This is a genomic window from Mitsuaria sp. MSU3D (assembly GCF_056867975.1).
This window is the reverse complement of the sequence record NZ_CP200314.1, coordinates 6,052,317-6,076,060: the sequence shown is the minus strand read 5'-3', so window position 1 is coordinate 6,076,060 and position 23,744 is coordinate 6,052,317. Positions and strand designations below refer to the sequence as shown.

22 protein-coding genes and 1 pseudogene are annotated in these 23,744 nt (G+C 68.5%); 19 read left to right on the top strand and 4 right to left on the bottom strand.

Annotated elements, in window-relative coordinates; all coding sequences use genetic code 11:
• The first annotated feature begins 58 nt into the window (after nucleotides 1-58).
• The 6 genes from AC1VNM_RS26745 (at nucleotide 59) to AC1VNM_RS26720 (ending at nucleotide 6,963) form a co-directional block, all read left to right on the top strand.
• Complete coding sequence (locus AC1VNM_RS26745) at nucleotides 59-2,197, top strand: cytochrome c biogenesis protein ResB (RefSeq protein WP_483108922.1); 2,139 nt, start codon at nucleotides 59-61, stop codon at nucleotides 2,195-2,197.
• 1 nt (nucleotide 2,198) lies between these two features.
• On the top strand, nucleotides 2,199-3,620 hold the full coding sequence (gene ccsB / locus AC1VNM_RS26740) for a c-type cytochrome biogenesis protein CcsB (RefSeq protein WP_377157509.1): 1,422 nt from the start codon (nucleotides 2,199-2,201) through the stop codon (nucleotides 3,618-3,620).
• A 174-nt stretch (nucleotides 3,621-3,794) separates the two neighbouring features.
• A complete protein-coding gene (gene msrP / locus AC1VNM_RS26735; protein WP_483108921.1) occupies nucleotides 3,795-4,787 on the top strand; it encodes a protein-methionine-sulfoxide reductase catalytic subunit MsrP in 993 nt (330 codons plus the stop codon).
• Between the two features lie 19 nt (nucleotides 4,788-4,806).
• Entirely contained in the window at nucleotides 4,807-5,478 is a 672-nt protein-coding gene (locus AC1VNM_RS26730) for a protein-methionine-sulfoxide reductase heme-binding subunit MsrQ (protein WP_483108920.1), read from the top strand.
• Nucleotides 5,479-5,525: 47 nt separating this feature from the next.
• Nucleotides 5,526-6,047 carry a GNAT family N-acetyltransferase gene (locus AC1VNM_RS26725; RefSeq protein ID WP_483108919.1) on the top strand — a complete coding sequence of 174 codons (522 nt, stop codon included), beginning with the start codon at nucleotides 5,526-5,528 and terminating at the stop codon, nucleotides 6,045-6,047.
• Nucleotides 6,048-6,132: 85 nt separating this feature from the next.
• Nucleotides 6,133-6,963, top strand: coding sequence for an APH(3') family aminoglycoside O-phosphotransferase (locus AC1VNM_RS26720; RefSeq protein WP_483108918.1), 831 nt, complete (start codon nucleotides 6,133-6,135; stop codon nucleotides 6,961-6,963).
• Between the two features lie 27 nt (nucleotides 6,964-6,990).
• On the opposite strand, the gene AC1VNM_RS26715 is transcribed toward AC1VNM_RS26720, so the two are convergent.
• Nucleotides 6,991-7,767 carry an SDR family NAD(P)-dependent oxidoreductase gene (locus AC1VNM_RS26715; protein ID WP_377157521.1) on the bottom strand — a complete coding sequence of 259 codons (777 nt, stop codon included), beginning with the start codon at nucleotides 7,765-7,767 and terminating at the stop codon, nucleotides 6,991-6,993.
• A 131-nt stretch (nucleotides 7,768-7,898) separates the two neighbouring features.
• Between AC1VNM_RS26715 and AC1VNM_RS26710 the strand changes: the two genes are divergently transcribed.
• From AC1VNM_RS26710 to AC1VNM_RS26680, 7 genes and pseudogenes are all read left to right on the top strand, one after another.
• Nucleotides 7,899-8,852, top strand: coding sequence for a LysR family transcriptional regulator (locus AC1VNM_RS26710; protein WP_483108917.1), 954 nt, complete (start codon nucleotides 7,899-7,901; stop codon nucleotides 8,850-8,852).
• A gap of 71 nt (nucleotides 8,853-8,923) precedes the next feature.
• Nucleotides 8,924-9,892 (top strand): annotated as a pseudogene (locus AC1VNM_RS26705) (NAD(P)/FAD-dependent oxidoreductase); the annotation flags it as partial.
• 87 nt (nucleotides 9,893-9,979) lie between these two features.
• Nucleotides 9,980-10,348 carry a dihydroneopterin aldolase gene (locus AC1VNM_RS26700; protein WP_377161568.1) on the top strand — a complete coding sequence of 123 codons (369 nt, stop codon included), beginning with the start codon at nucleotides 9,980-9,982 and terminating at the stop codon, nucleotides 10,346-10,348.
• A gap of 105 nt (nucleotides 10,349-10,453) precedes the next feature.
• Entirely contained in the window at nucleotides 10,454-11,458 is a 1,005-nt protein-coding gene (ttcA, locus tag AC1VNM_RS26695; protein ID WP_377157524.1) for a tRNA 2-thiocytidine(32) synthetase TtcA, read from the top strand.
• Between the two features lie 255 nt (nucleotides 11,459-11,713).
• Complete coding sequence (locus AC1VNM_RS26690; RefSeq protein WP_377157526.1) at nucleotides 11,714-12,355, top strand: DUF4136 domain-containing protein; 642 nt, start codon at nucleotides 11,714-11,716, stop codon at nucleotides 12,353-12,355.
• 130 nt (nucleotides 12,356-12,485) lie between these two features.
• Nucleotides 12,486-13,868 (top strand): bifunctional UDP-N-acetylglucosamine diphosphorylase/glucosamine-1-phosphate N-acetyltransferase GlmU, encoded by a 1,383-nt coding sequence (gene glmU, locus AC1VNM_RS26685; protein WP_483108916.1) that lies wholly within the window; start codon nucleotides 12,486-12,488, stop codon nucleotides 13,866-13,868.
• Nucleotides 13,869-14,063: 195 nt separating this feature from the next.
• Nucleotides 14,064-14,540 (top strand): hypothetical protein, encoded by a 477-nt coding sequence (locus tag AC1VNM_RS26680; protein WP_377157529.1) that lies wholly within the window; start codon nucleotides 14,064-14,066, stop codon nucleotides 14,538-14,540.
• Nucleotides 14,541-14,542: 2 nt separating this feature from the next.
• Here AC1VNM_RS26680 and AC1VNM_RS26675 read toward each other — a convergent pair whose 3' ends face one another.
• Complete coding sequence (locus tag AC1VNM_RS26675) at nucleotides 14,543-15,373, bottom strand: transposase (protein WP_431101771.1); 831 nt, start codon at nucleotides 15,371-15,373, stop codon at nucleotides 14,543-14,545.
• A gap of 226 nt (nucleotides 15,374-15,599) precedes the next feature.
• Nucleotides 15,600-16,082: a thioredoxin family protein gene (locus tag AC1VNM_RS26670; RefSeq protein ID WP_377157532.1), complete on the bottom strand. Its 483-nt coding sequence runs from the start codon at nucleotides 16,080-16,082 to the stop codon at nucleotides 15,600-15,602.
• A gap of 145 nt (nucleotides 16,083-16,227) precedes the next feature.
• On the opposite strand from AC1VNM_RS26670, the gene AC1VNM_RS26665 reads away from it, so the two are divergent.
• The 4 genes from AC1VNM_RS26665 (at nucleotide 16,228) to AC1VNM_RS26650 (ending at nucleotide 19,673) form a co-directional block, all read left to right on the top strand.
• Nucleotides 16,228-17,142, top strand: a complete 915-nt coding sequence (locus AC1VNM_RS26665) for a DUF808 domain-containing protein (RefSeq protein WP_377157535.1) — start codon at nucleotides 16,228-16,230, stop codon at nucleotides 17,140-17,142.
• 5 nt (nucleotides 17,143-17,147) lie between these two features.
• Nucleotides 17,148-17,390 carry a hypothetical protein gene (locus AC1VNM_RS26660; RefSeq protein WP_377157536.1) on the top strand — a complete coding sequence of 81 codons (243 nt, stop codon included), beginning with the start codon at nucleotides 17,148-17,150 and terminating at the stop codon, nucleotides 17,388-17,390.
• A gap of 68 nt (nucleotides 17,391-17,458) precedes the next feature.
• Nucleotides 17,459-18,070 carry a UPF0149 family protein gene (locus AC1VNM_RS26655; protein ID WP_377157538.1) on the top strand — a complete coding sequence of 204 codons (612 nt, stop codon included), beginning with the start codon at nucleotides 17,459-17,461 and terminating at the stop codon, nucleotides 18,068-18,070.
• A gap of 103 nt (nucleotides 18,071-18,173) precedes the next feature.
• Entirely contained in the window at nucleotides 18,174-19,673 is a 1,500-nt protein-coding gene (locus tag AC1VNM_RS26650; protein WP_483108915.1) for a M48 family metalloprotease, read from the top strand.
• Nucleotides 19,674-19,843: 170 nt separating this feature from the next.
• On the opposite strand, the gene AC1VNM_RS26645 is transcribed toward AC1VNM_RS26650, so the two are convergent.
• Nucleotides 19,844-22,525 (bottom strand): S9 family peptidase, encoded by a 2,682-nt coding sequence (locus AC1VNM_RS26645; protein ID WP_483108914.1) that lies wholly within the window; start codon nucleotides 22,523-22,525, stop codon nucleotides 19,844-19,846.
• Nucleotides 22,526-22,738: 213 nt separating this feature from the next.
• On the opposite strand from AC1VNM_RS26645, the gene AC1VNM_RS26640 reads away from it, so the two are divergent.
• Nucleotides 22,739-23,338: a hypothetical protein gene (locus tag AC1VNM_RS26640; protein ID WP_483108913.1), complete on the top strand. Its 600-nt coding sequence runs from the start codon at nucleotides 22,739-22,741 to the stop codon at nucleotides 23,336-23,338.
• Nucleotides 23,339-23,411: 73 nt separating this feature from the next.
• Nucleotides 23,412-23,705, top strand: coding sequence for a hypothetical protein (locus tag AC1VNM_RS26635; protein WP_377157546.1), 294 nt, complete (start codon nucleotides 23,412-23,414; stop codon nucleotides 23,703-23,705).
• Nucleotides 23,706-23,744 lie beyond the last annotated feature (39 nt).

The following is a 23,744-nucleotide window of genomic DNA, read 5'->3' as shown; positions in this document are numbered from 1 at the left end:
CCTTCGCATTTGCCGGCCCTCGCCCGATTCGTCGCCGGGCGCAACGAGAATGCCGGCCATGACCGAGAAGTCCCCCGAGAGTCCCTCCAGGCAGACAGCCCAGGCGGCCGCGCGCGTCGCGCTCGACGACGCGATGGAGCTGGTGGCGTCGATGCGCTTCGCCATCGCGCTGCTGACGGTGCTGTGCATCGCCTCCGTGATCGGCACCGTCGTGCAGCAGCGCCAGCCGATGCCCAACTACGTCAACCAGTTCGGACCGTTCTGGTCGGAGCTGTTCGGCAAGTTCGACCTGTACACCGTCTACAGCGCGTGGTGGTTCCTGCTGATGCTGGGTTTCCTGGTCGTGTCGACCAGCCTGTGCATTGCGCGCCATACGCCCAAGATCCTGCGCGACCTGAAGACCTACAAGGAGACGATGCGCGAGCAGTCGATCCAGGCTTTCAAGCACAAGGCGCTGGGTTACCTGCACATGAATCCGGAAGCCGCGCTGGGCCAGATCAACGCGTGGCTGAGCGCCGAGGGCTGGAAGGCCCGCGCGCAGGTGCGCAACGGCGGCGTCATGATCGGCGCGCGCAAGGGCTCGGCGCACAAGATCGGCTACCTGGCGGCGCATTCGGCCATCGTGCTGATCTGCCTGGGCGGGCTGTTCGACGGCGATCTGGTCGTGCGCGTCATGATGTGGGCGCAGGGCAAGCAGATCTACCAGGGCGACGACCTCACCCAGGTCACCGACATCAACCGCCTGACGCCGGCCAATCCGAGCTTCCGCGGCAACCTGTACGTCCCCGAGGGCAGCCGCTCGTCGACGGCGCTGATCTCGATGCCCAGCGGCGTCGTGGTGCAGGACCTGCCCTTCGACGTGGAGCTGAAGAAGTTCATCGTCGAGTACTACGCGACCGGCATGCCCAAGCTGTTCGCCAGCGACGTCGTCCTGCACGACCGCCGCGACGGCACGTCGACCAAGGCGACCGTCAAGGTCAACGAACCGGTGACCTACCGCGGCGTGACGCTCTACCAGAGCAGCTTCGAGGACGGCGGCTCCTCGCTGAAGCTGAAGCTGCGCGCGCTGCAGGCGGCGCACGACACGCCGCTGGACGGCAAGGTCAACGGCACGACGACGCTGACGGCGGACGGCGAGAAGTTCGGGCTCGAATTCACCGGCCTGCGCGTCATCAACGTCGAGAACTTCGCCGACGACGGCAAGGACAAGAACGGCACCGACGTGCGCAAGGTGGACCTGGTCGGGCGGCTGGAACAGCACCTGGGCTCGGGCGCCAACCTCGAAGGCAAGAAGACGCTGCGCAACGTCGGCCCTTCGTTCAGCTACAAGCTGCGCGATGCCAGCGGCCAGGCGCGCGAGTACAACAACTACATGCTGCCGCTGGAGCTGGACGGCCACCGCGTGATCCTGCTCGGCGTGCGCGACACGCTGTCGGACAGCTTCCGCTACCTGCGCATCCCCGTGGACGGCAAGGACAGCATGGAAGGCTGGCTGGCGCTGCGGCGCGGGCTGGCCGATCCGGCGCAGCGGCTGCAGGCGGCCAGGCAGTACGCGCTGGGCGCCAGCCCGCCGGACAAGCCGGCGATGCAGGCGCAGCTGGAAGCGACCGCGCTGCGCACGCTGACGCTGTTCGCCGGCGCCGAGGGCCTGAAGGCCGACGCGCCCGCGCAGGGCGCGGCGGTGGGCGGCCTGCCGGCGCTGTCGCAGTTCATCGAGCGCGAGGTCCCCGAGGCCGAACGCGCCCGCGTGTCCGAGGTGCTGCTGCGCATCCTCAACGGCAGCCTGTTCGAGCTCCACAAGCAGGCCGAGGCGCAGCTCGGCCATCCGGCGCCCCAGCCGGGCGAGGCCACGCAGGCCTTCATGACGCAGTCGGTGATGTCGCTGTCGGACGCGATGTTCTACCCGTCGCCGGTCATCATCCAGCTGGACGACTTCCAGCAGGTGCAGGCCAGCGTGTTCCAGGTGACGCGCGCGCCGGGGCAGACCCTGGTCTACCTCGGAGCGGTATTGCTGATCATCGGCGTGTTTGCGATGCTCTACATCAAGGAACGTCGCCTGTGGCTGTGGCTGGAAGCCGCGCCCGGCCGCTCCGAACAGACCCGCGTCCGCATGGCGCTGTCCAGCAACCGCGATACCGCCGACCTGCCCGTCGAATTCGAATCACTCAAGCAGCGCCTGCTGCATGAGGAGGCCTGACATGAACACCACCACCGCGGACTCGTCCCACCTGCCCTCGCAACTGCCGTCCCAGTTGCCGGGTTCCGGCGAGGCGACCCCGACACGCTCGCTGGTCATCGGCAAGCGCGGCTACTTCCAGGGACGCAACGCCTTCGACTGGATCTTCGCGGCGCTGGTGCTGATCGGCGCCGGCTTCGCGTTCAGCCGCTACAGCGCGTCGATGGATGTCTACGAGAAGGGCATCCTGGCCGGCGCCGCACCCGCGCTGATCGCGCTGGGCTGGTTCTGGCGGCCGCTGCGCCTGCTGTGCCTGATCGTGGGCGCGGCCAGCCTCTTCGCCATCCAGCTCTACCTGCGCCAGACCGACGGCTTCGGCGCCGACCTCGCCGCGGGCGAGAAGGTCTTCTTCCTGAAGTACATGCTGTCCAGCCAGAGCGCGATCCTGTGGATGAGCGTGCTGGTGTGGATGAGCACGCTGTTCTACTGGCTGGGCTTCCTGCAGAAGTCGGGCCACAGCGCGGCGGAGGCGATCGGCACGCGCCTGGCGTGGGGCGCCGTGGGCATGGCGCTGATCGGCACGATGGTGCGCTGGTTCGAGAGCCACCAGATCGCGCCCGACATCGGCCACATCCCGGTCAGCAACCTGTACGAGGTGTTCGTCCTCTTCACCTGGCTGACGACGCTGATGTACCTGTACTACGAGCAGCGTTTCGCGACGCGGGCGCTGGGTGCGTACGTGATGCTGGTGGTGAGCGCGGCGGTCGGTTTCCTGCTCTGGTACACGATGGCGCGCGAGGCCCACGAGATCCAGCCGCTGGTCCCGGCGCTGCAGAGCTGGTGGATGAAGATCCACGTCCCGGCGAACTTCATCGGCTACGGCAGCTTCGCGATGGCCGCGATGGTGGCGCTGGCGACGCTGCTGAAGACGGCGACGCCGCGCGCGCTGGTGATCGGCCTGATCGGCGTGCCGGTGGGGCTGGTGCTGGTGCTGGTGGGCTTCCGCTTCGGCGCGAACGTCTCGCCGGAGATCGCGACCGGCCTGAACGGCTGGGCCGGCAAGATGGCCGGCGTGGCGGTGTTCCTGGCGGCCAGCGTCGCGCTGCGCGGCCCGCTGACGGCGCGGCTGCCGGCGCTGCCGGTGCTGGACGACCTGACCTACAAGTCGATCGCGCTGGGCTTCGCCTTCTTCACGATCGCGACCATCCTGGGCGCGTTCTGGGCGGCGGAAGCCTGGGGCGGCTACTGGAGCTGGGACCCGAAGGAAACCTGGGCGCTGATCGTCTGGCTGAACTACGCGGCCTGGCTGCACATGCGGCTGATCAAGGGCCTGCGCGGCGTGGTCGGCGCGTGGTGGGCGCTGATCGGACTGCTGGTCACGACCTTCGCGTTCCTGGGGGTCAACATGTTCCTGTCGGGGCTGCACTCGTACGGGACGCTGTAAGGCCTTCGTCCCTCGACAGGGCGGCGCCGGGTTCGAACCGGGCGCCGCCCTGTTTCATCTGGAATGGGGCACGACCGCGGCGGCCGCCTCGAACCGGGGGGCCTTAAGCGCACCCTCATGAAAACCTTCAGCCAAACGCGTAAGGTTCGAACCTTCCTTCCCCCGAGGTCCGCCATGCATTTCCACAAGCCCCGCGACGGCCAGCGCATCCCGTCCTCCGAGATCACCTCCCGAGAGGTCTACGACAGCCGCCGCGACTGGCTGAAGTCGGCCGGCGCGCTCGGGCTGACCGGGCTGGGCCTGAGCGGCATGTCCGGCGCGGCGAGCGCGCAGACCGCCGGCCCCGGCAAGCTGGCGAAGCTGCCGGGCGTCAAGAGCACGGTGGCCGGCGCGACCGTGATGGAGAAGCTGACGGCCTACAAGGACGTCACCTCGTACAACAACTTCTACGAGTTCGGTACCGACAAGTCCGACCCCGCCGAGAACGCGCACACCCTCAAGCCCCGGCCCTGGTCCGTCGTCATCGAGGGCGAGTGCGCCAAGCCGGGCCGCTTCGGCCTGGACGACCTGCTGAAGGTCGCGCCGATGGAGGAACGCGTCTACCGCCTGCGTTGCGTCGAAGGCTGGTCGATGGTGATCCCGTGGGTGGGCTACTCGCTGGCCGAGCTGCTGAAGAAGGCGGAGCCGACAGGCAAGGCGAAGTACGTCGAGTTCACCACGCTGGCCGACAAGGCCCAGATGCCGGGCGTGCGCTCGGGCGTGCTGGACTGGCCTTATGTCGAAGGCCTGCGCCTGGACGAGGCGATGCATCCGCTGACGCTGATGGCCTTCGGCCTCTACGGCGAGGTGCTGCCCAACCAGAACGGCGCCCCGCTGCGCCTGGTGGTGCCGTGGAAGTACGGCTTCAAGTCGGCCAAGTCCATCGTCAAGATCCGCTTCGTCGAGAAGCAGCCGGTGAGCAGCTGGACCAAGGCGGCGCAGCAGGAGTACGGCTTCTTCTCCAACGTGAACCCGCAGGTCGACCACCCGCGCTGGAGCCAGGCCTCCGAGCGCCGCATCGGCGAGGACGGCCTCTTCGCCAAGCGTCGCCCGACGTTGATGTTCAACGGCTACGAAGCGCAGGTCGGTCAGCTCTACGCCGGCATGGACCTGAAGAAGAACTACTGACACCGCCGCGTCTCCAATCATGAGTGCCTCGCCCGCCGCGCCGCCCCGGACGCAGCCCGCCCCGCCCACGCCTCGGCGCACACCTGCGAAACGCCATCCGCTGCTGCATCCGGCGGCGAAGGTCGTGCTGTTCGTGCTGTGCCTGCTGCCGCTGGGCTGGTACGTCTTCGGCGTGATCGCGCAGCCGGATCTGCTCGGCGCGAATCCCGCGGAGACGCTGATCCGCGGTCTCGGCGACTGGACGCTGCGTTTCCTGTGGATCACGCTGGCGGTGACGCCGGTGCGCACCTGGACGAACCAGCCGGCGCTGGCGCGCTTCCGACGGATGCTGGGGCTGTTCACCTTCTTCTACGCGAGCCTGCATCTGCTGGCCTACGGCTGGCTCGACAAGAGCCTGGACCTGGCCGACATCCTGCGCGACATCGCCAAGCGGCCCTTCATCCTGATGGGCTTCGTCGCGTGGCTGCTGCTGGTGCCGCTGGCGGCGACCTCGTTCAACCGGGCGATCAAGGCGCTGGGCGCGGCGCGCTGGCAGATGCTGCACAAGCTCGTCTACGCGATCGCGATCGTCGGGCTGATGCACTTCATCTGGATGCGCGCGGGGAAGAACAACTTCGCCGAGCCCATCGTGTACGGGACGATCCTGGCGGTGCTGCTGGGGTGGCGGGTGTGGAAGCGCGTGAGACGCTGAGCTGAGCTGATCGAGCGGCCGCCAACGCGCCGCTATGCTCGACGCCCATGCTGAGTCTTCATCCCGTCTCCGAGCGTGACCTCGCGGACCTGCGCCGCTTCGAATTCGACAACCGCGCGTTCTTCGAGGCCCACATCAATGCGAGGGCCACGTCGTACTACGCCGACGGTGGCATCGAGTCCGCGATCGCGACCGCGCGTCGCGAGGCTGACGCGGACACAGGCCATCAGTTCCTGATCCGCGGCACCGCGGGCGCGCTGATCGGCCGCATCAACCTGAGCCAGATCAAGCGCAAGCACTATCACTCATGCGAGCTCGGCTACCGCATCGCGGAGAGCGAGAACGGCAAGGGCCATGCGAAGGAAGCAGTGCGCCTCGTGCTTGAGAAGGCGTTCGGCGAACTGGGCCTGATCCGCGTCGAGGCCAAGGCGCGCGCCGGCAACGCCGGCTCGATCAAGGTCCTGCACCGCAACGGCTTCACCGAGTTCGGGCGCTCGACGCGCAGCTTCCAGCTCCGTGACGAGTGGGAGGACATGGTGTATTTCGAGTGCCGCGCGCCAGGGCGCTAGCAGCAAGGGAAGCGGCTTCAGGCGTCATGGGCGGCGATTGTCTGCCGTCGATACTCGCGCGGTCTTCATCGCCTCATCGCGTTTCATGACTGACCACGACGAGACCGACCATCCAAGAGAAGTCCCCAGCCGCGCGCCCGAGTTGCCACCCGCCATCGCGACCAAACTGGCCGGCTACGACTGGCACCGCAACCTCGTCGGCGAGGCCGGCGCAATCGTGCATCGCCTGCATCGGGCCGATGCACGGGCGCTCTACCTCAAGCACGGTGACGGCAATGCGGCGATCGCCATCGCCGACGAGTTCGCCCGCCTGCAGTGGTTCGCCGAGCGTTGGCCGGTGCCTGGCGTCGAACATTTCGAGTGGTCGGACGGCACCGCCTGGTTGCTGACGCACGCCCTCCCCGGTCGCACGGTCTACGAATGGCTCGACGACGATCCGTCACGCGCCGCAGCGATCGTGACGGCCGTCGGTCGCTTCCTTCGCGGGCTGCACGACCTGCCGGTCCACAACTGCCCATTCAACGCGAATCACCGACTGCAGCTCGACCTCGCCCGGAAGCGCCTCGACGCCGGCCTCATCGATGCCGACGACTTCGACGACGCGCGTCAGGGCTGGACGCCGCAACAGGTGTGGGAGGCGCTCGGTGCGATGCTGCCGCTCTCCGAGGATCCGGTGGTGAGCCACGGCGACTTCTCGCTCGACAACATCCTCATGAACGAGGATGGCGAGGTCGTCGGCGTCATCGACCTGGGCCGCGCAGGCATCGCGGATCGCTACCGCGATCTCGCGATCCTGGCGAACTGCCTCGATGAGTTCGGCCCGACGCTGCGCGACACGCTGTTCAGCGCCTACGGCATCGTCGAGCCGGACCTGCGCAAGCTCGACTTCCACCTGCTGCTCGACGAGTGCTTCTGAGGCCGCTCCTCAGTGGCCTCGTCCGCTTCAGAGGTGCACGCCGCCCGACACCTCGATCCGCTGCCCGGTGACGAAACGGTTGCCCTCGCTGACCAGCGCGGCGATCGCGCCGGCGACGTCTTCGGCGACGCCGAACCGGCCCAGCGGCGTCAGCGACGCGATGTGCTTCTGCAGCTGCTCGTTCGAACGCAGCAGGCCGCCGCTGAAGTCGGTCGCCACGGCGCCCGGCGCGATGACATTCACCGTGATGCCGCGCGGTCCCAGCTCGGTCGCCAGGTAGCGCGACAGCACCTCCACCGCCCCCTTCACCGCGCTGTAGATCGCGCGTTCCGGCACGTAGAAGCGCGCGGTGCCGCTGGAGATGTTGACGATCGCCCCGGGATTCGCGATCAGCGGCACCAACTGCTGCGTCAGGAAGAACACACCCTTGAAGTGCACGTCGACCAGTTGGTCGAAGGCCTCGGGCGTCGCCTGCAGCGTCGGCTGCGCCACCTGCACGCCGCCGTTGTTGATCAGGACGTCGAATCGCTCGCGGTGCCAGGTCTTGCCCAGCACGTCGCGGACACCGTCGACGAACGCACCGAAGTCTTGGACGCGAGAGACGTCCAGCGGCAGCGCCACCGCGATGCGCCCGAGCGCACCGATCTCGCGGATGACCTCCTCGGCCTCTTCGCGGTGCGAGCGGTAGGTCACGATCACGTCGAAGCCGTCGCGGGCGAGCCGGAGGGCGGTGGCGCGGCCGATGCCGCGGTTGGCGCCCGTGATCAGGGCGATGCGGGACGTCGTGGTCGGGATGCGGGTCATGTCGGGCTCCTGGTGTGCGGTGAAGAAGAAGCCCGAATGCTGAGCGCTTCGATCCGACAGATAAATCGCTCAATATCGACATCACTGTCCAATTGAATTGCACAATTCGAGGCATTGAGCCCGGAGAGCCCATGGACCGCATCGACGCCATGCACCTGTTCACGCGCATCGTGGACCTCGGCAGCTTCACCGCCGCCGCCGAGGAGCTGGACCTGCCGCGCTCCAACGTGACCTACGCCGTCCAGGCCCTGGAAAAGCGGCTCGGCGCGCGGCTGCTGACGCGTTCGACGCGCCATGTGAGCCCGACACCGGAGGGTCACCTCTACTACGAGCGCTGCCGCCGCGTGCTGGAAGAGGTCGAACAGGCGGAGGCCGTGCTCGGCGAGGCCGCGCAGCAACCGCGTGGCCGGCTGCGCGTCGACCTGCAGGCCGGGCTGGCTGCGGCTTTCGTGTTCCCGCATCTTGGCGACTTCTGCCGGCGTTATCCCGGCATCGAACTCATCGTCGGCACCGGGGACCGACTGGTCGATCTGGTCCGAGAGGGCGTCGACTGCGTGCTGCGCGGCGGCACGCCGCAGGAGTCGGGACTGGTGGCACGGCGCATCGCGGACCTGCCGTCCATCACCTGCGCCAGCCGCGACTACCTCGCCACGCACGGCGTGCCGACGAGCATCGACGCGTTGCGCCAGCATCAGGCGGTGAACTTCCAGTCCAGCGCCACGGGCCGCGTCGCGCCGTTCGAGTTCCTTGTCGAGGGCCGGACGCAGACGCTCACGCTGCGCGGCCCGGTCTGCGTGACTTCGGCGCCGGCCTACCGCGCCTGCTGCCTGCAGGGATTGGGGCTCATCCAGTGCCCACGCTTCGGCGTCGCGTCGCTGCTGGCGTCGGGCGATCTCGTGGAGCTGCTCCCGGACACCCCGCCTCCGCCAATGCCGGTCTCCGTGATGTTCCCGAAGCAGCGCCAGATGATGCCGCGCGTGCGGGTGTTCATCGACTGGGTGGTGGAACGCGTACAGGAAGGTTTGGCAGCGGAGCCCGGCGCGGCAAGGCCCCCGGCGACCCTGTCCGGCGCCCATCCGGGATAATCGCCGGTTTTCTCCGGCGCCTTGCGGCCATCGCAACGCCCGCCGCCAGCCGCCTGTCCGCCCGCCTTCCCATGTCCCAGACCACGCCCGACCGACTGCCCGCCAGCCTGCCCGCGCTCGTCGATGCCGCCATCATCGGCGGCGGTCCGGCGGGCTGCAGCGCCGCGAGCTGGCTGACGCAGCTGGGCTTGAGCGTCGCGCTGATCGAGCGCGCCCCGCGCCTGTGCGACAGCCTGCGGCCGCTCGATTACAAGCAGGATTGGCTGCTCGGCGCGCCCGGCGAATCGCTGGCCGAGCTGGGCGAGCGCTACGCCCGCCACGCCACCGCGCAACCCGGCGTGCACACGGTGCTGGGCCAGACCATCAACACCCTCGACTGGCAGGCCGAACAGGGTTGGACGCTCTACCTCGACGGCGGTCCCGCCTTCGCCGCGCAGGCCGGTGAAACCGCCGAGCCCGCCGCTACTGGCGGACTGCGCCCGCTGCGGGCCCGATCGCTGCTGCTCGCCACCGGCCTGACGCCGCGCCATCCCTCGCCGCTTTATCCAGAGCGTGATCGCCATGACCGCGTGCTCGACGCCATCGAGCTGACCGCCGTTCGCGACCGCCTGACGCCGGGCAGGGTGCTGCTGCTGGGCGGCGGCGACAACGCCATCGAGAACGCCCTGTACCTGGCCGGTCGCGGTCATGCGGTCACGCTGTGGTCGCGCTCGGAATGGCGCGCGCAGAGTCACCTGATCCAGCAGCTCGACGGCGCGCCAGGCCTGCGTCGCCGGCCCGCGCAATCCCTGCCGACCGCCGTGACTGCCTCGCCGGAGGGCGTGACCGTCACGTCCAAGGCCTACGGCGAAGAGCGCTTCGACCACGTCGCCGTGCTGCTCGGCTACGAACCGGCGCCGTCCGCCTGGCTCCTCGTCGCCGATGCGTTGCAGCGTGCCGGCGTCACCGCGCCGTCGCAGCCATTCCGCGACGAACCGCGCTTCGGCGTGCTGGGCTTGTTCGTCGCCGGCGACGCCAGCGGCCGCCAGCATCCCTGCGTGCAGACGGCCCTTGGCGACGGCGTCGTCGCGGCCAAGCAGATCGAGTCCTTCCTGCGCCCGCTGCGCGAATCGCAGCCGCCGCCGGCGCTGCGCCGCAACAACCGCCAGGTCATCCACATCAACGGGCTGCGCTTCGGCGCCAACCTCGGCGTACTCGACTTCGAGCGCGAAGGCCCGCAGCCGATCCTCGTCGACGCCGAGATCAACCTCGGCGCCCAGACCATCGTCTCGCGCGACGCCGACATCGGCCACGTGCTCGACTACCGCCGTGTGCGCACGATCATCATCGACGAGTGCACCGCGGAACACACCGATTTGCTCGAGGCCCTGCTGGGCAAGCTCTGCGTCCGGCTGATGAAGCTGCCCGGCGTGGTGGGCGTGCGCATCAAGGTGACCAAGCTCGAAATCTTCCCCGACTGCCAGGTCGCGATCTCCGCCGAATGCGGCACCTGGTAGACCTCCCCCTACGCGCTCACGCGCGCCCCCTCAAGGGGTGGGCCTGACGGCCCGGCAACGCCGGGTCAGCGGGCCCTGCTTGATTGAAGACATTGAGGACTGAACATGACTGACTCGACCACCGCCATCGAAGGCATTGATCTGGCGGCCGCGGATGCCGCGGCCAAGAAGCACGCGCACGAGATGAACAAGCTCTCGAAGCGCCTGCACCGACAGGTCGGCCAGGCGATCGGCGACTTCAACATGATCGAGGACGGCGACAAGGTCATGGTCTGCGTGTCCGGCGGCAAGGACAGCTACTCGCTGCTGGACATCCTGATCAACCTGCGCGACCGCGCGCCGATCAAGTTCAGCATCGTCGCCGTCAACCTCGACCAGAAGCAGCCCGGCTTCCCCGAGGACATCCTGCCCGCCTACCTGAAGTCGCGTGGCGTGGACTTCCACATCGAGGAGCAGGACACCTACTCCATCGTCAAGCGACTCGTGCCCGAGGGCAAGACGACCTGCTCGCTGTGCTCTCGCCTGCGTCGCGGCATCCTGTACCGCGTGGCGGGCGAGCTGGGCGCGACCAAGATCGCGCTCGGCCACCACCGCGACGACATCGTCACCACGCTGATGCTGAACATGTTCTTCGGCAGCCGCATGAAGGGCATGCCCGCCAAGCTGGTCAGCGACGACGGCAAGAACGTCGTCATCCGACCGCTGGCCTATGTGAAGGAATCCGACCTCGAGCGCTGGGCCGAGCACCGCGAGTTCCCCATCATTCCGTGCAACCTCTGCGGCAGCCAGCCCAACCTGCAGCGCGCCACCGTCAAGGCCATGCTGCAGGACTGGGACAAGCGCTTCCCGGGCCGCGTCGACAACATGTTCACCGCGATGGGCAACATCGTCACCTCGCACATGATGGACCGCGAGCTGTTCCCGTTCCAGACGATCAAGGCCACCGGCGCGCCTGTCGCCGACGGCGACATCGCCTTCGACGAGGACGAGCAGTGCGGCACCCCGGCGCCGGCCACCGGTGTCGTCAACTTCGTCCGTCCAGGGGCCAAGGGGCAAGTCCCGGCCCCCGTCGACGACGCGGGCGAGGCCTACTCGGCCGCCGACGACTGAGGTCGGCCCGGCGCGATGACGCGTCATGGACGCTCGGAAGCCCGGCCCCGCGCCGGGCTTCGTGCTTTCCAACGAAGAGAAACCCGCCGCTTACCGCCCTGTCACGCAGTTCAAACGCGCGGGTCAACCGGCTCGGGCCACAATCGTTGCACTGTCACGCTCGCATCGACGTCAGATGAGGCGTCCATGGGACGTCACCGGGAGCGGCGCCTGCCCCGATCGACGGCCACGAGCGGTATCCGACTGGAGGTCACCATGTTCACCTTGAATCGTCGAGTCGCCCTGTTGAGCCTGGGCGCCGCGGCCGCACTGTCGCTCGCCGGCTGCGCCGCCCTGAATACCGTGGTCGCGGATGCGCAGACCTTCGGCAGCTGGCCGGCGGGCCGTCAGCCCGGCAGCTTCGCCTTCGAGCGGCTGCCGTCGCAGCAGCGCAATGAAGCCAACCAGGCCTCGCTCGAGGACGCTGCCCGCGGCGCGCTGCTGAAGGCCGGCTTCACCGAATCCGCCGATCCGAAGGCCGCCGACATCGTCGTGTCGCTCGGCGCGCGCGTCACCCGCTCCGGCCCCGCGCCGTGGGACGACCCGCTGTGGTGGCGCTGGAACGGCAGCTACTGGGGCTGGCGCTACGGCCCGGCCTGGCGGCCGTACTACAGCCGCTGGGGCTACTCGTACCCGATGGATCCGATGATGGAGCGCCGCTACGACCGCGAGGTCGCCATGCTGCTGCGCGACCGCAAGACCAACGAGCCGCTGTATGAGGCGCGCGCCTCCAACGACGGCTTGACCGAAGGCGGGAAGGAGCTGTTCGGCGCGCTGTTCGAGGCCTCGATGACCGACTTCCCGCAGACCCGCCCCGAGCCGCACCGCGTGAGCGTGCAGCTGACGCCGTCGAAGTAGGACGGCCTGCGCCCGTGGGCGCCGGCCGGCACCCACAAGTGGCGACAACCGGTCACCGCGACGCCATGAAGTTCGTCGCGGGCGACCCCGATAATCGCGGTCTCTCCAACAGGGAACCGCGATTCTTCTTATGTCGCTGAACATCGTCGTCATGGCCGCGGGCAAGGGCACCCGCATGAAGTCCGGCCTGCCCAAGGTGCTGCACAAGCTGGCCGGCCGCGCGCTGCTCCAGCACGTGCTCGGCAACACCGCCGCGCTGGATGCCGATGCCCGCATCGTCATCACCGGCCACGGCGCCGAACAGGTCGAGGCGGCCGTCGGTGGCGAGGGGTTGCGCTTCGTGCGCCAGGAGCCGCAGCTCGGCACCGGCCACGCGATCCAGCAGACGGTCCCGGCGCTGGTCGCCGGCGGCACCACGCTGATCCTCAGCGGCGATACGCCGCTGATCAGCACGGCGACGACACGTGCGCTGGTCGAGGCCTGCGGCGGCGATAAGCTCGTGTTGCTGACCATCGAATACGCCGACCCGACCGGCTACGGTCGCATCGTCCGGGGCGGCGATGGCGGCGAGCAGATCAAGGCGATCGTCGAGCACAAGGACGCCAGCGACGCGCAGCGTCGCCTGCGCGAGTGCTACACCGGCATCATGGCCGCGCCGACCGAGGCGCTGAAGCGCTGGGTCGGTCAGTTGAACAACAACAACGCGCAGGGCGAGTACTACCTGACCGACATCGTCGCGATGGCGGTGGCGGAGGGCGTCTCCGTCGTCGGCGTGAAGACGCAGGACGAGACCGAAGTGCTGGGCGTCAACAGCCCCTCGCAACTGGCGCAGCTGGAGCGACGTTTCCAGTTGGTCCAGGCGGAGACGCTGATGACGGCGGGCGTGCGCCTGGCCGACCCCTCGCGCTTCGACCTGCGCGGCACGCTGAACTGCGGCAAGGACGTCGAGATCGACGTCAATTGCGTCTTCGAAGGCCACGTGACGCTGGGCGACGGCGTGCGCATCGGCGCCAACTGCGTGATCCGCAACGCCACGATCGGCGCCAACGCCCGCATCCACGAATTCACCCACATCGACGGTGAAACCGCCGGCGCCAGCGTCGGCGAGGGCGCGCTCATCGGCCCGTTCGCGCGGCTGCGCCCGGGCGCGCAACTGGGCCCCGAAGTCCACATCGGCAACTTCGTCGAGGTGAAGAACTCGACGCTGGCCAAGGGCGCCAAGGCCAACCACCTGGCCTACCTGGGCGATGCCACCGTCGGCGAACGCGTCAACTACGGCGCCGGCAGCATCACGGCCAACTACGACGGCGCGAACAAGCACCGCACGACCATCGGCGCGGACGTGCACGTGGGCTCCAACTGCGTGCTGGTCGCGCCGGTCACGCTGGGCGACGGCGCCACCATCGGCGGCGGCTCGACCATCACGAAGGATGTCGCTCCCGGCCAGCTGGCTGTGGCGCGGGGCCGACAAACGGTGATTTCCGGCTGGAGCCGGCCCAGGAAGGGGAAGTGATTCACCCAAATCAGCGATGAAACGCCGTAAGCTCGGTCTGTTCGTGTCACGAAGTGTGACAAGTTCCCGTGATCCGGCTCCCTAGGCGCTTGCGCCGGCGATGTTCCCCCCGAGCTGTGGGAGGCGCATTTGCCGGTAGCTACCTAGCATTCGTGTCGTTGATTGGTTGAACCGCTGTTCCCCAGCTGAACTCTCATGGCGAACTCCAAGACCGCTTCTCCGCTGCTGCCCCAGGACGACGATCTCATCGCCGTGCCGCCGGCGTCCGCCGCGCTGGACGCGTTGGCGGACCGCTCGGACGATCCGGCCGCACAGACCGCCCGGGCCGAGGCGCTGGAACAGTTGGCGATGTCGCACGCGATGTGCGATCAGGCGGCGGATGCCTGCTTCTACCTGTGCCGCAGCCTGGGACTGGCTCGCCAGCAACAGTCACCCGACGCCGCGCCGGATCTGGAACTGCTGTTCCAGCTGCTGGGCGCCCTGGCGGATCTGCCGGGTGAAGTGTCCGCGCTGCCGATGCCGGAAGGCGAAGCCGACGGACTGGGCGTTGCCGAACTCTGTCATCAGCTGAGCGCCGCTCGCGAAATGACAACGGCCGCCTGGAACGAGGCGGCCGAGTTGGATGAGTCGGTGGCGGCGTGCCCGGCCGGTCCGGCGAGGGCTCTGCATTAAGTTCAGCGCTGTCGCTCATGGCCGGCAATGAGCCGGCTGACTCGCGACACCGAAAGTCCCAATTCCCGCGCAAGTTCAGTCATCGACTGACCGCCTTCGGTATGCGCGCGGTACAGCGCCTCTTCCCGACTGCCGCTGGCCTTGAGCCAATCGCCCCAGCGTCGTGGGCGCGGCGTGCGTGGCGGGTGCTCGCTCAGCCGCACGGTGCGCTGAACGAAGGCCGCGTCGCCCAGGAAGATCTGGTGCCGCAACTGGCCCCAGATGTCGAGGTCGGGCTCGGCCTCCACGATCGCCTGATAACGCTGCGCCGCCTTGCGGCGGTCGGCCGCGTTCTGCGGCACACGCCCCAGGACGTTCGTCCATAACCCATCGATCTCGAGCCAGTCCGGCGCGGTCACCAGCCCGGCGTGTGCCTGCAGGCTGCTCCAGCGCCAGGCCGTCGGCGACGACGCCAACCCGGACCGCCGCCCGATCAGCTCCACGTAGCGGCAGGCATCCAGCAACAGATGCTCGCGATCCACCAGCACCGCCTTGAACCGCCCTTGGAAGACGTGTCCGAACTGCCCATGCCGCCGGTTGTGCGCCTGGGTGTACACGCCGTTCAGATGGCGCATCAGTCGGGAGAGATTCGCCTGCCGGGTGAACAGCAGCAACTCGTAGTGCTCACGACCCAGCCCGTAGGCGAGCACCTGGGCGTCGAATCGGTCCGCCGCCTGCTCGATGAGCCCGAGCAGCGTCTGACGATCCTCGTCGTCGGCGAAGACGGGCGCGTCGGCACGTGTGGCCACGTGATAGACGGCGCCGGGGAATTCGATGCGAAGAGGCCTGGCCATGCCCAATAACTAGGCGATGACCGCACAAAAGACAAGCGCCCGGGCCGGGATTCGAGCTCGCGCGCAAGACTTGACCCCTGATCACGGGGCCTGAGGGCGTGCTGCACTGCGGGACGCGCGCCTCGTGGAGGCCTTCCGATAGCCGGAGCGCTATCGGGGGTCAGGACTCAACAGCAAAACCTGGAACCCGGAATCGCTGCCTATGCATGGATCCCGTGGCGCCGATTCAGCTCTTGCCGAGGGACTCCAGCACCTTCATCACGGCGTCCTCGCCCATGTTGCGCGCGTCGGCGAGTTCGCCGCCCTTGGTCGTGCCCAGCACCTGGCCGTCGGCACCGAGCACCGCGACGGTCGGGATGCCCTTCTTCAGTGTCACGCCCATCTGGTTGGCGACGTCGACGTTCTTGTCGAAGCGACCGACGTTGACCTTGACCGTCACGAAGCGCTTGTCGACGGCGGTGCCGAGGTGGCCGTCACCGAAGCCCTTGTTCAGCGCCAGGCAGTCCTTGCACCAGTTGGCGCCGTAGACCACCAGCACCTGCTTGCCGTCCTTCGCGGCGCGGGCGACGGCCTTGTTGATGTCGGCGCGGGCGTCGGCCTGCTCGTCATAGGGACCAGGTCCCGAGACGGCGTCGGCGGCGTGAACCGAGGTCACGGACACCGCGGCGAGCGCGGCGGCGAACAGCAAGGAGGCGGTGCGGCGTTTCATGACGCCGGAGTTTGCCACCGGCGGCAAGACCGTGGCGGCCGTGAGGGCCCAGAAACCGCCGCGAATGGACCGAAAGCCCGATGGCTTGCGGTACAAAGGCGGGCTTCGCACAAATCATCACTTTCAGGGAACGGACTCTTCCGCCATGGCCTCCAGCCTGCTTGCACTGCTCGACGACATCACCACGGTCCTGGACGACGTGGCCCTGCTCTCCAAGATGGCCGCCAAGAAGACGTCCGGCGTGCTCGGCGACGACCTGGCGCTCAATGCGCAGCAGGTCACCGGCGTCAGCGCCGATCGTGAACTGCCGGTGGTCTGGGGCGTCTTCAAGGGCTCGATGCTCAACAAGGCCATCCTGGTCCCGGCCGCGCTGGCGATCAGCGCCTGGGCGCCCTGGCTGGTCACGCCGCTGCTGATGATCGGCGGCGCCTACCTCTGCTTCGAAGGCGTCGAGAAGCTCGCCCACAAGTGGCTGCACACCGCCGAGGACGACGCCCACGAGGCGGCGCTGTCCGAGGCGGTCAAGAACCCGGCCATCGACCTCGCCGCGCTGGAGCGCGACAAGGTCAAGGGCGCGATCCGCACCGACTTCATCCTGTCCGCCGAGATCATCGCGATCACGCTCGGCACGGTCGCGGACGCAACGTTCACGACGCGGCTGCTGGTGCTGTCCGGGATCGCCATCGTGATGACGATCGGCGTCTACGGCCTGGTCGCCGGCATCGTGAAGCTGGACGACGCCGGCCTGTGGCTGAGCCGCAAGGCCGCCGCCTGGCAGCAGGCGCTGGGCCGCGGCCTGCTGTGGCTGGCGCCATGGCTGATGAAGGCGCTGTCGGTGGCGGGCACGGCGGCGATGTTCCTGGTCGGCGGCGGCATCCTGACGCATGGCGCGCCCTTCCTGCACCACGCGATCCAGCACGTCGTCGAAGGCTTGGGCGTGAGCGGCTTCGCGCGCACGATCGTCGAGGTGCTGGGCGACGCCATCGCCGGCATCCTGGCCGGCATCGTCATCGTGGCGGTGGTCACCGGTTTCCAGCGCCTGCGTCATCGCCGAGAATGACGCCCATGAAGACGCATCACATCGAAGTCCAGAAGTTCAAGGCCGCCACGAATTCGACCACCAGCGGCCTGGTGACCTTCAAGCTGGACGCCCTCGTCAAGGAACGCGAGCCGGTCGACGGCATCGAGCCCAGCACCCTGCTCGTCATGACCGAGGCCAACGCCCGCGTGCTGATGGCGCTGCTCAAGACGCAGCTGACCGACATGGACGGCCGCAAGCCCAAGAGCCGTCACGGCCGCCACGGCTGACCTCGCCGCCCGTTCGCCGCCCCCTCGCCACTTCTCGCCGCCCCTCGCCCGACTCTCCAGGATCCGACATGGACTTTCCGCAGTACCAGCCCGACAAGGCGCTCTACACCCCGCTGACCGACGACGAGCTGTCGGACCTGGACGACTTCCTGTCCGAGCTGGACAACGACGCCGCGATGAACATCGAGGCGCTGGACGGCTACCTCAGCGCGCAGCTGCTGAGCCCGCTGCCGCTGAGCGCCAAGCCCGGCGCCGAATGGATGAGCCCGGTGTGGGGCGGCGGCGATCCTTTCCCGAGCGGCAAGCAGCGCAAGAAGATCGCCCTGCTGCTGCTGCGCCACGTGCACAGCCTGTCGGTGCAGTGGACGTCCAAGCAGGACGAATGGGAGCCGATCTTCAGCGTCGCCGAGGAAGGCGAACAGCAGCTGGTGGACGCCGAGGACTGGTGCACCGGCTTCATGATCGGCGTCGACCAGGACGGCGAGGCCTGGACGCCGCTGTTCGACCACGTCAAGACGGCCGCGGCGCTGGCGCCGATCGCGCTGCTGGGCGGCGACGAGAGCCAGCTCAGCGCCGAGGACCAGGAAAAGCTCACCGACCTGCACTGGCGCGACGCGCTCAGCCGCGAGGTGCCGGAAGGCGTGCTGACGCTGTGGACGCTGCGCACGCAGGCCGAGTGAGCGCCTGATCGCCCGAACGCCAGCGCACCTGAACGCGAGAGCACCTGACCTCCTGCCCGGTCCACCGGCCGGGCGATCTTTTCCTCTTTCGCCGCCGATTCCGATGAAGCGCAACTTCCCGTTCGCGGTGCTGGCCACCGCCGCCTTGCTGACGATCGCCGGCTGCGGCACCAACGTCGTCAATCCGGTCACCGGCCGCACCGAACGCAGCGCGATGAGCCCGCAGCAGGAAGTCGCGACAGGCCGTCAGGCGCATCAGGACGTGCTCAAGGAGTATTCGGTCGTCGACGACCCGAAGCTGCAGGCCTACGTCACCGCGCTGGGCAACAAGCTGGCGGCGCAGTCGCACCGGGCGGAACTCGAGTGGCACTTCACCGTCCTCGACAGTCCGGAGGTCAACGCCTTCGCGCTGCCGGGCGGCTATGTCTACGTCACGCGGGGCATCCTCGCGTACATGGAGAACGAGGCCGACCTCGCCGGCGTCATGGGGCACGAGATCGGCCACGTCACCGCGCGGCACGGCGCGCAGCGCGCGACGCGCCAGCAGAACGCCGGCATCGGCGTGCTGGCGGCGACGGTGCTCGGCGCGGTCCTCGAATCGCGCGGCGTCAGCGGCGCCACGGACATCGCGGGTCAGGTCTCGCAGAACGCCGCAGCGGGCTACGTCGCGTCGTACAGCCGCGAACAGGAACTGCAGGCCGACCAACTCGGCGCCGAGTACCTCGCGCGCAACCGCTACGACCCCAAGCACATGGTCGACGTGATCCAGGTCCTGAAGGACCAGGAACAGTTCGCGGCCGACCAGGCCAAGGCACAAGGCAAGCAGCCGCAGAGCGGCAACAGCTGGCTGGCCTCGCACCCGAGCAACGAGCAGCGCCTGCAGCGCATCCGCGACGAGGCGGCGCAGCTGACCGGCGACCAGCCGGTCGACGAGAACCGCGCGGCCTTCCTGCAGGCGATCGACGGCATGGTCTTCGGCGACAGCCCGTCGCAAGGGCTGGTGCGTGGCCAGCAGTTCCTGCATCCGACGCTCGACATCGCGTTGACCGCGCCCACGGGCTGGGCGCTGCAGAACGGCAGCGAGACGCTGACGGTGATGAGTCCGCAGCGCGATGCGGCGCTGATCCTGCAGCCGGTGCCGGAGAAGGCCGGCACGGTGCACGACGACATCCTGCGCCGCTGGGGCGCGGAGCAAGGCCGCACCGACGCGAAGACGATCAACGGCCTGAAGGCCACGCACTTCAGCGGCGTGCGCAAGAACGCGCAGGGCCAGCGCGGCAATGCCGAGATCACGCTGATCACGAGCGCCAAGGGCGCGGTGTACGCGCTGGTCTATGCGTCGAAGGACGGCCAGTCCTTGCAGGCGCGGCGAGCCGCGCTCACGCAGGCGGAGGAGAGCTTCCGCGCGCTGACCGCCGATGACAAGAAGTTGGCCAGGCCCTGGAAGGTCGCACTGCAGCCCTACCCGGCCGGCGGCTTCGCCGAGATGGCGAAGACCTCGGTGATCAGCGAGGCGCAGTTGAAGCTGCTCAACGGCCGCTACGGCGGTGAAGCGCTGCCGAAGGTCGGCGAACGCGTGAAGACGGTCATCGCGGCGCCCTGAGCCCAAGAAACGACAAGCCCCGCAGTCCTCGGTAGCAAAACCGATGAAGTGCGGGGCTGATGGGGGACGGCAGGTCGCAGGGTTTTGGCGCTGGCCGCCAAGGCCCTGCGACCTGGCGGCCAACGCCCCGCCCTCTGCAGGTAGGCGTCGACCCGCCGCCCGCTACGGCATCACTTCTGCTGCGCCGCCCCCAGGTTCCGCAACCAGAACTGCTCGTACTTCCGATGCCAGCCCACGGCCTTCACCGCGCCGCCGAGCGCGTGCTCGCCGTCCGGATCCAGGAAGAGTTCCACGAGTCCTTCCTTGCCTGATTCCAGCAGCGCGCGGTACACGTTGACGGTGTCCTGGTAGAGGACGTTGGGGTCCTGCATCCCGTGCACCAGCAGCAGCGGTTTCTTGAGGTTCTTCGCCAGCGGCAGCAGCGAGTATTTGCGCAGCACGGGCTTGGTCCGGTCGACCTTGCCGATGGTGCGTCCGCTGTACCAGCTGTTGTAGTTCTCCCATTCCGTCGGGCCTGCGCCCGCGATGCCGGCCGCGAACAGGTCGGGCTTCGTGTACATCGTGTACTGGGTCTGGAAGCCGCCGAAGCTCCAGCCGTTCAGGCCGATGCGCGCGCCGTCGACGCCCAGGTTGGCCTTCATGTAGGCGGCCAGGTCCTCGAGGTCTTCGGTCTGCGGCGCGCCCGGCTTCTCCCAGTTGGCGTCGGCGAACTTCTCGCCGTAGTTGGAGTGGCCGCGCGGGTCCACCGTCACCGTGACGTAGCCGTGCTTGGCCGCCATGTACATCGCGAAGACGTAGCCGGTCGGCTGGAAGCTGTCGGTCTCGACCGAATGGCGGTCGTTGAGGGGGCCGCCGTAGGTGTAGACGATCGCCGCGCGCTTGTCGCTTGGTGCCCAGCCCAGCGGCTTGAAGACGTAGGCGGGGATGGTGTCGCCATGGCGGTTCTTGAAGCTGAAGCGCTCTGGCCGCAGCACGTCGACCTGCGCCCAGGCGGGATCGTGGCTCTGCGTGAGCAGCTTGCCCGCTTCCGCGCCGGCTGCACTCGCCTGGCCCTTGAGCAGCTTGAGCTCCGGACGCTCGGCCCAGTTGCCGGCCACCGCCGCGGCCCACTGGCCGTTGCGCGCCACGACCGCGTTGCGGTGGTAGTCCGGCGAGCGGCCCAGCGCCGTCATGCGGCCGTCCTTCAGGTCGACGCGCCAGACGTTCATCGCCGCGTAGTCGTCCTTGTTGGCCACGACAAACATCGTCTTCGCATCCGGCGTGAAGCCGAGCACCTGGAAGGCCTCGAACTCGCCGGTCAGCAGCGGCTTCACCGAGCGGTCCGCGCCGGCCGCCAGGCTCATCGCGTAGGGCTGGCGCCAGCCGTTGTCCGCCAGGATCAGCACCAGCTGCTTCGAGTCCGGCGTGAACGACGGCGTCATCACGTTGACCAGCTCGTGGTGGATCGGCGCGCGACGCTCCAGCACCATCTCCGGCTTCGCGTCGCCCGGCTTGCCGAGGTAGACGCGGAACTGGTCCTTCTCCCGCTCGAAGGTCGTGAACGCGTAGTAGCTGCCGTCGCGGGCCCACACGACCGGCGAGATCTCGAACCAGCTGTCGCCGCCCGGATGCGTGAACACCGGCTGCGGCTGGCGTTCCGGCGCGGCGCCGGGTGTCGGCACCTTGCGCACGTAGATCGCCATCGAGGGCACGCCACGCTTGTCGTCGGAGACCTCGCGGTCGACCTTCTTCGCGGTCGCCCAACGGTCGTTGAAGTTCATGATCTCGACCTGCCGGCCCGGCTTGGGCAGCGGCTTGCCGTCGGCGCCGACCAGCGGCGCATTGGCGACCAGCGCCATCCAGCGGCCGTCCTCGCTCATCGCGGTCTGGGCGATCTTGAACTTGCGGTCCTCGTCGTCGGGGTTGAACAGCTCGCGGTTGATCACCTCGATGCCGGCCGTGGCCAGACGCACGCGCAGCACGCGGGTCTCGTCCTGGACGATCAGGAACTGGTCGTCCGGCGCATAGGCCACCGGCTTGAGCGTACGGCCGGTCGCGAGCAGCGGCTCGGCGCGCTCGCTGCCGGCCTTCCAGCGCAGCAGCTGGCCGCGGTAGGCCAGGACGAGTTCCTCGCCCTTGGACGCCCACACGAACTGCGCCACGCCGGGGTACAGGTCCTCGGGCTTGAGCTTCTCGCGCTCGCGCTTCTTCTTCAACTCGTCGCGGAGCTCCCAGAGCGCCATGTCCTTGGGATCCTTGGCCGGCTTCTTCGCCTCGGGCGCAGAAGCGCCGGAGGCGGGTGCGGCGGCCGCGACCGCGGCGTCGCCCCACGCGGCCTTCTCGGCGACCTTGCGGGCCTCGTCGCGGGCCTTGCGCTCGGCCAGCTCGACCTTCAGCTCCTCGATGGCCTTGCGCTCCCATTGCTCGAGGTCGACCGCCTCGCCGCGCAGGTAGGCGGCCTGCGCCTCCTCGCGCGCCTGGCGCTCGGCCAGTTCGTCGCGCTTCTGCTTGAGCTTCTTCGCGTAGCGGTCCAGGTTCTCGGGCGTCTCCACCGCCGCCATCAGCGTCGGCGACGTCAGGCGCAGCGTCTTGCCCGTCTGCGTGTCATGCACGTACAGGTCACTGCCGGGTTCCCCGAACGGGTTCCACAGGTAAGCGACGTAACGGCCGCTCGCGCTGAACTTCGCGTCCTTGGCGGACTCGCCGCGATAGGGCTCGGCGCGGAACAGCTGTTCCAGCGTCAGCGGCCGGTTGGTCACGGCCACGGGCGCGGCCGAGGATGCCGGGGTGGTCTGTGCCAGCGAGCCTTCGCTCGCACCCAGTCCCGTGGCCAGGGTCGCCAGCACCAGGGAAGTCAGGATCCATTGCTTCAATCGTTGCTCCACGCCCCGCAGGTTCGGCAGGGACGCGGGATTCTAGGGACGCCCTCAACAACTGCTTACCGCTGCGATGTCCACCGCATCCGTCAAGCGCGCGTTAACTGTCCATACTTTCCCTAGGCAGGCCCTTTCCGGACGCTTTGCCCATGACCTCCGGCAGGGGGGATGGTCGCAAGACGAACGGAAAGCACCAAAGAGAGGCATTCGATGAAGCACCTGATTCAACGCATCCTCGGCGCCGTGGCGCTGACGGCTGGCGCGCTGGCCGCGCCGGTGGCCTTCGCGGGCGACGTGGGCGTGTCCATCAGCGTCGGGCAGCCGGGCTTCTACGGCCGGATCGATGTGGGCAACGTCCGTCCCGACGTGGTGTACGCGCAGCCGATGATGATCGAGCGCGTCTACGCGCCCGCCCCGCCGCTCTACCTGCGCGTGCCGCCGGGGCATTACCGCTCCTGGGCGCGCCATTGCGGCTACTACGGGGCCTGCGGCCGGCAGGTGTACTTCGTGCGGGAGGACTGGTACTCCCGCGCCTATGCGCCGGCGTACTACGGCCGCCCGCATGTGCATCCGATGCCGGTGTACGCGCCGCCCCCGCCGCGGTGGGATCCGCCGCGCCGCGACCATTGGGACGGCCGCCGGGACTGGCACGACCATCGTGACGACCGCCGCGGCTGGGAAGGTCGTCGCTGGGACGAGCGCCGGGATGACCATCGCGGTGGCGACCGCGGCGGCTGGGATCGTGGAGACCGGGGCGATCGGGGTGATCGGGGCGACCACGGTCACGGCCACGGACGGCATCGCGACTGACAGACGGGCCGCGGGGCCTCGCGTATAGTGGTCGGCTTACACACCAGCAAGGTGTGATTCACAGCGCCGACGTATGTTCGCAAAAGTCCTCGCCGCTCTCGGTCTGCTGACCTGCGTGTTCCTCGCGATCGACATGGCCTTGCCGCGCCGGCATCAACTGGCCTGGCGTGGCTGGTTGAAGCGGACCGCCCTCCGCATGAACGGGTTCAGCCTGCGTGGTCGCTTCAATTCCCGCGACCGTCGCCGCGCGGCGCACGATGCGGCGCTCGACGCCATCGCCCGTGCGAAGCACCGCTCGGGCACCTGGGACGGCAACGTCTATCACGGCGACGACTTCGAGCAGCGGCAGCGGCGCAAGCCGCATTGATGGCGGCGCTGCGACGCCGCCCTTGACCCTCACGAAAAC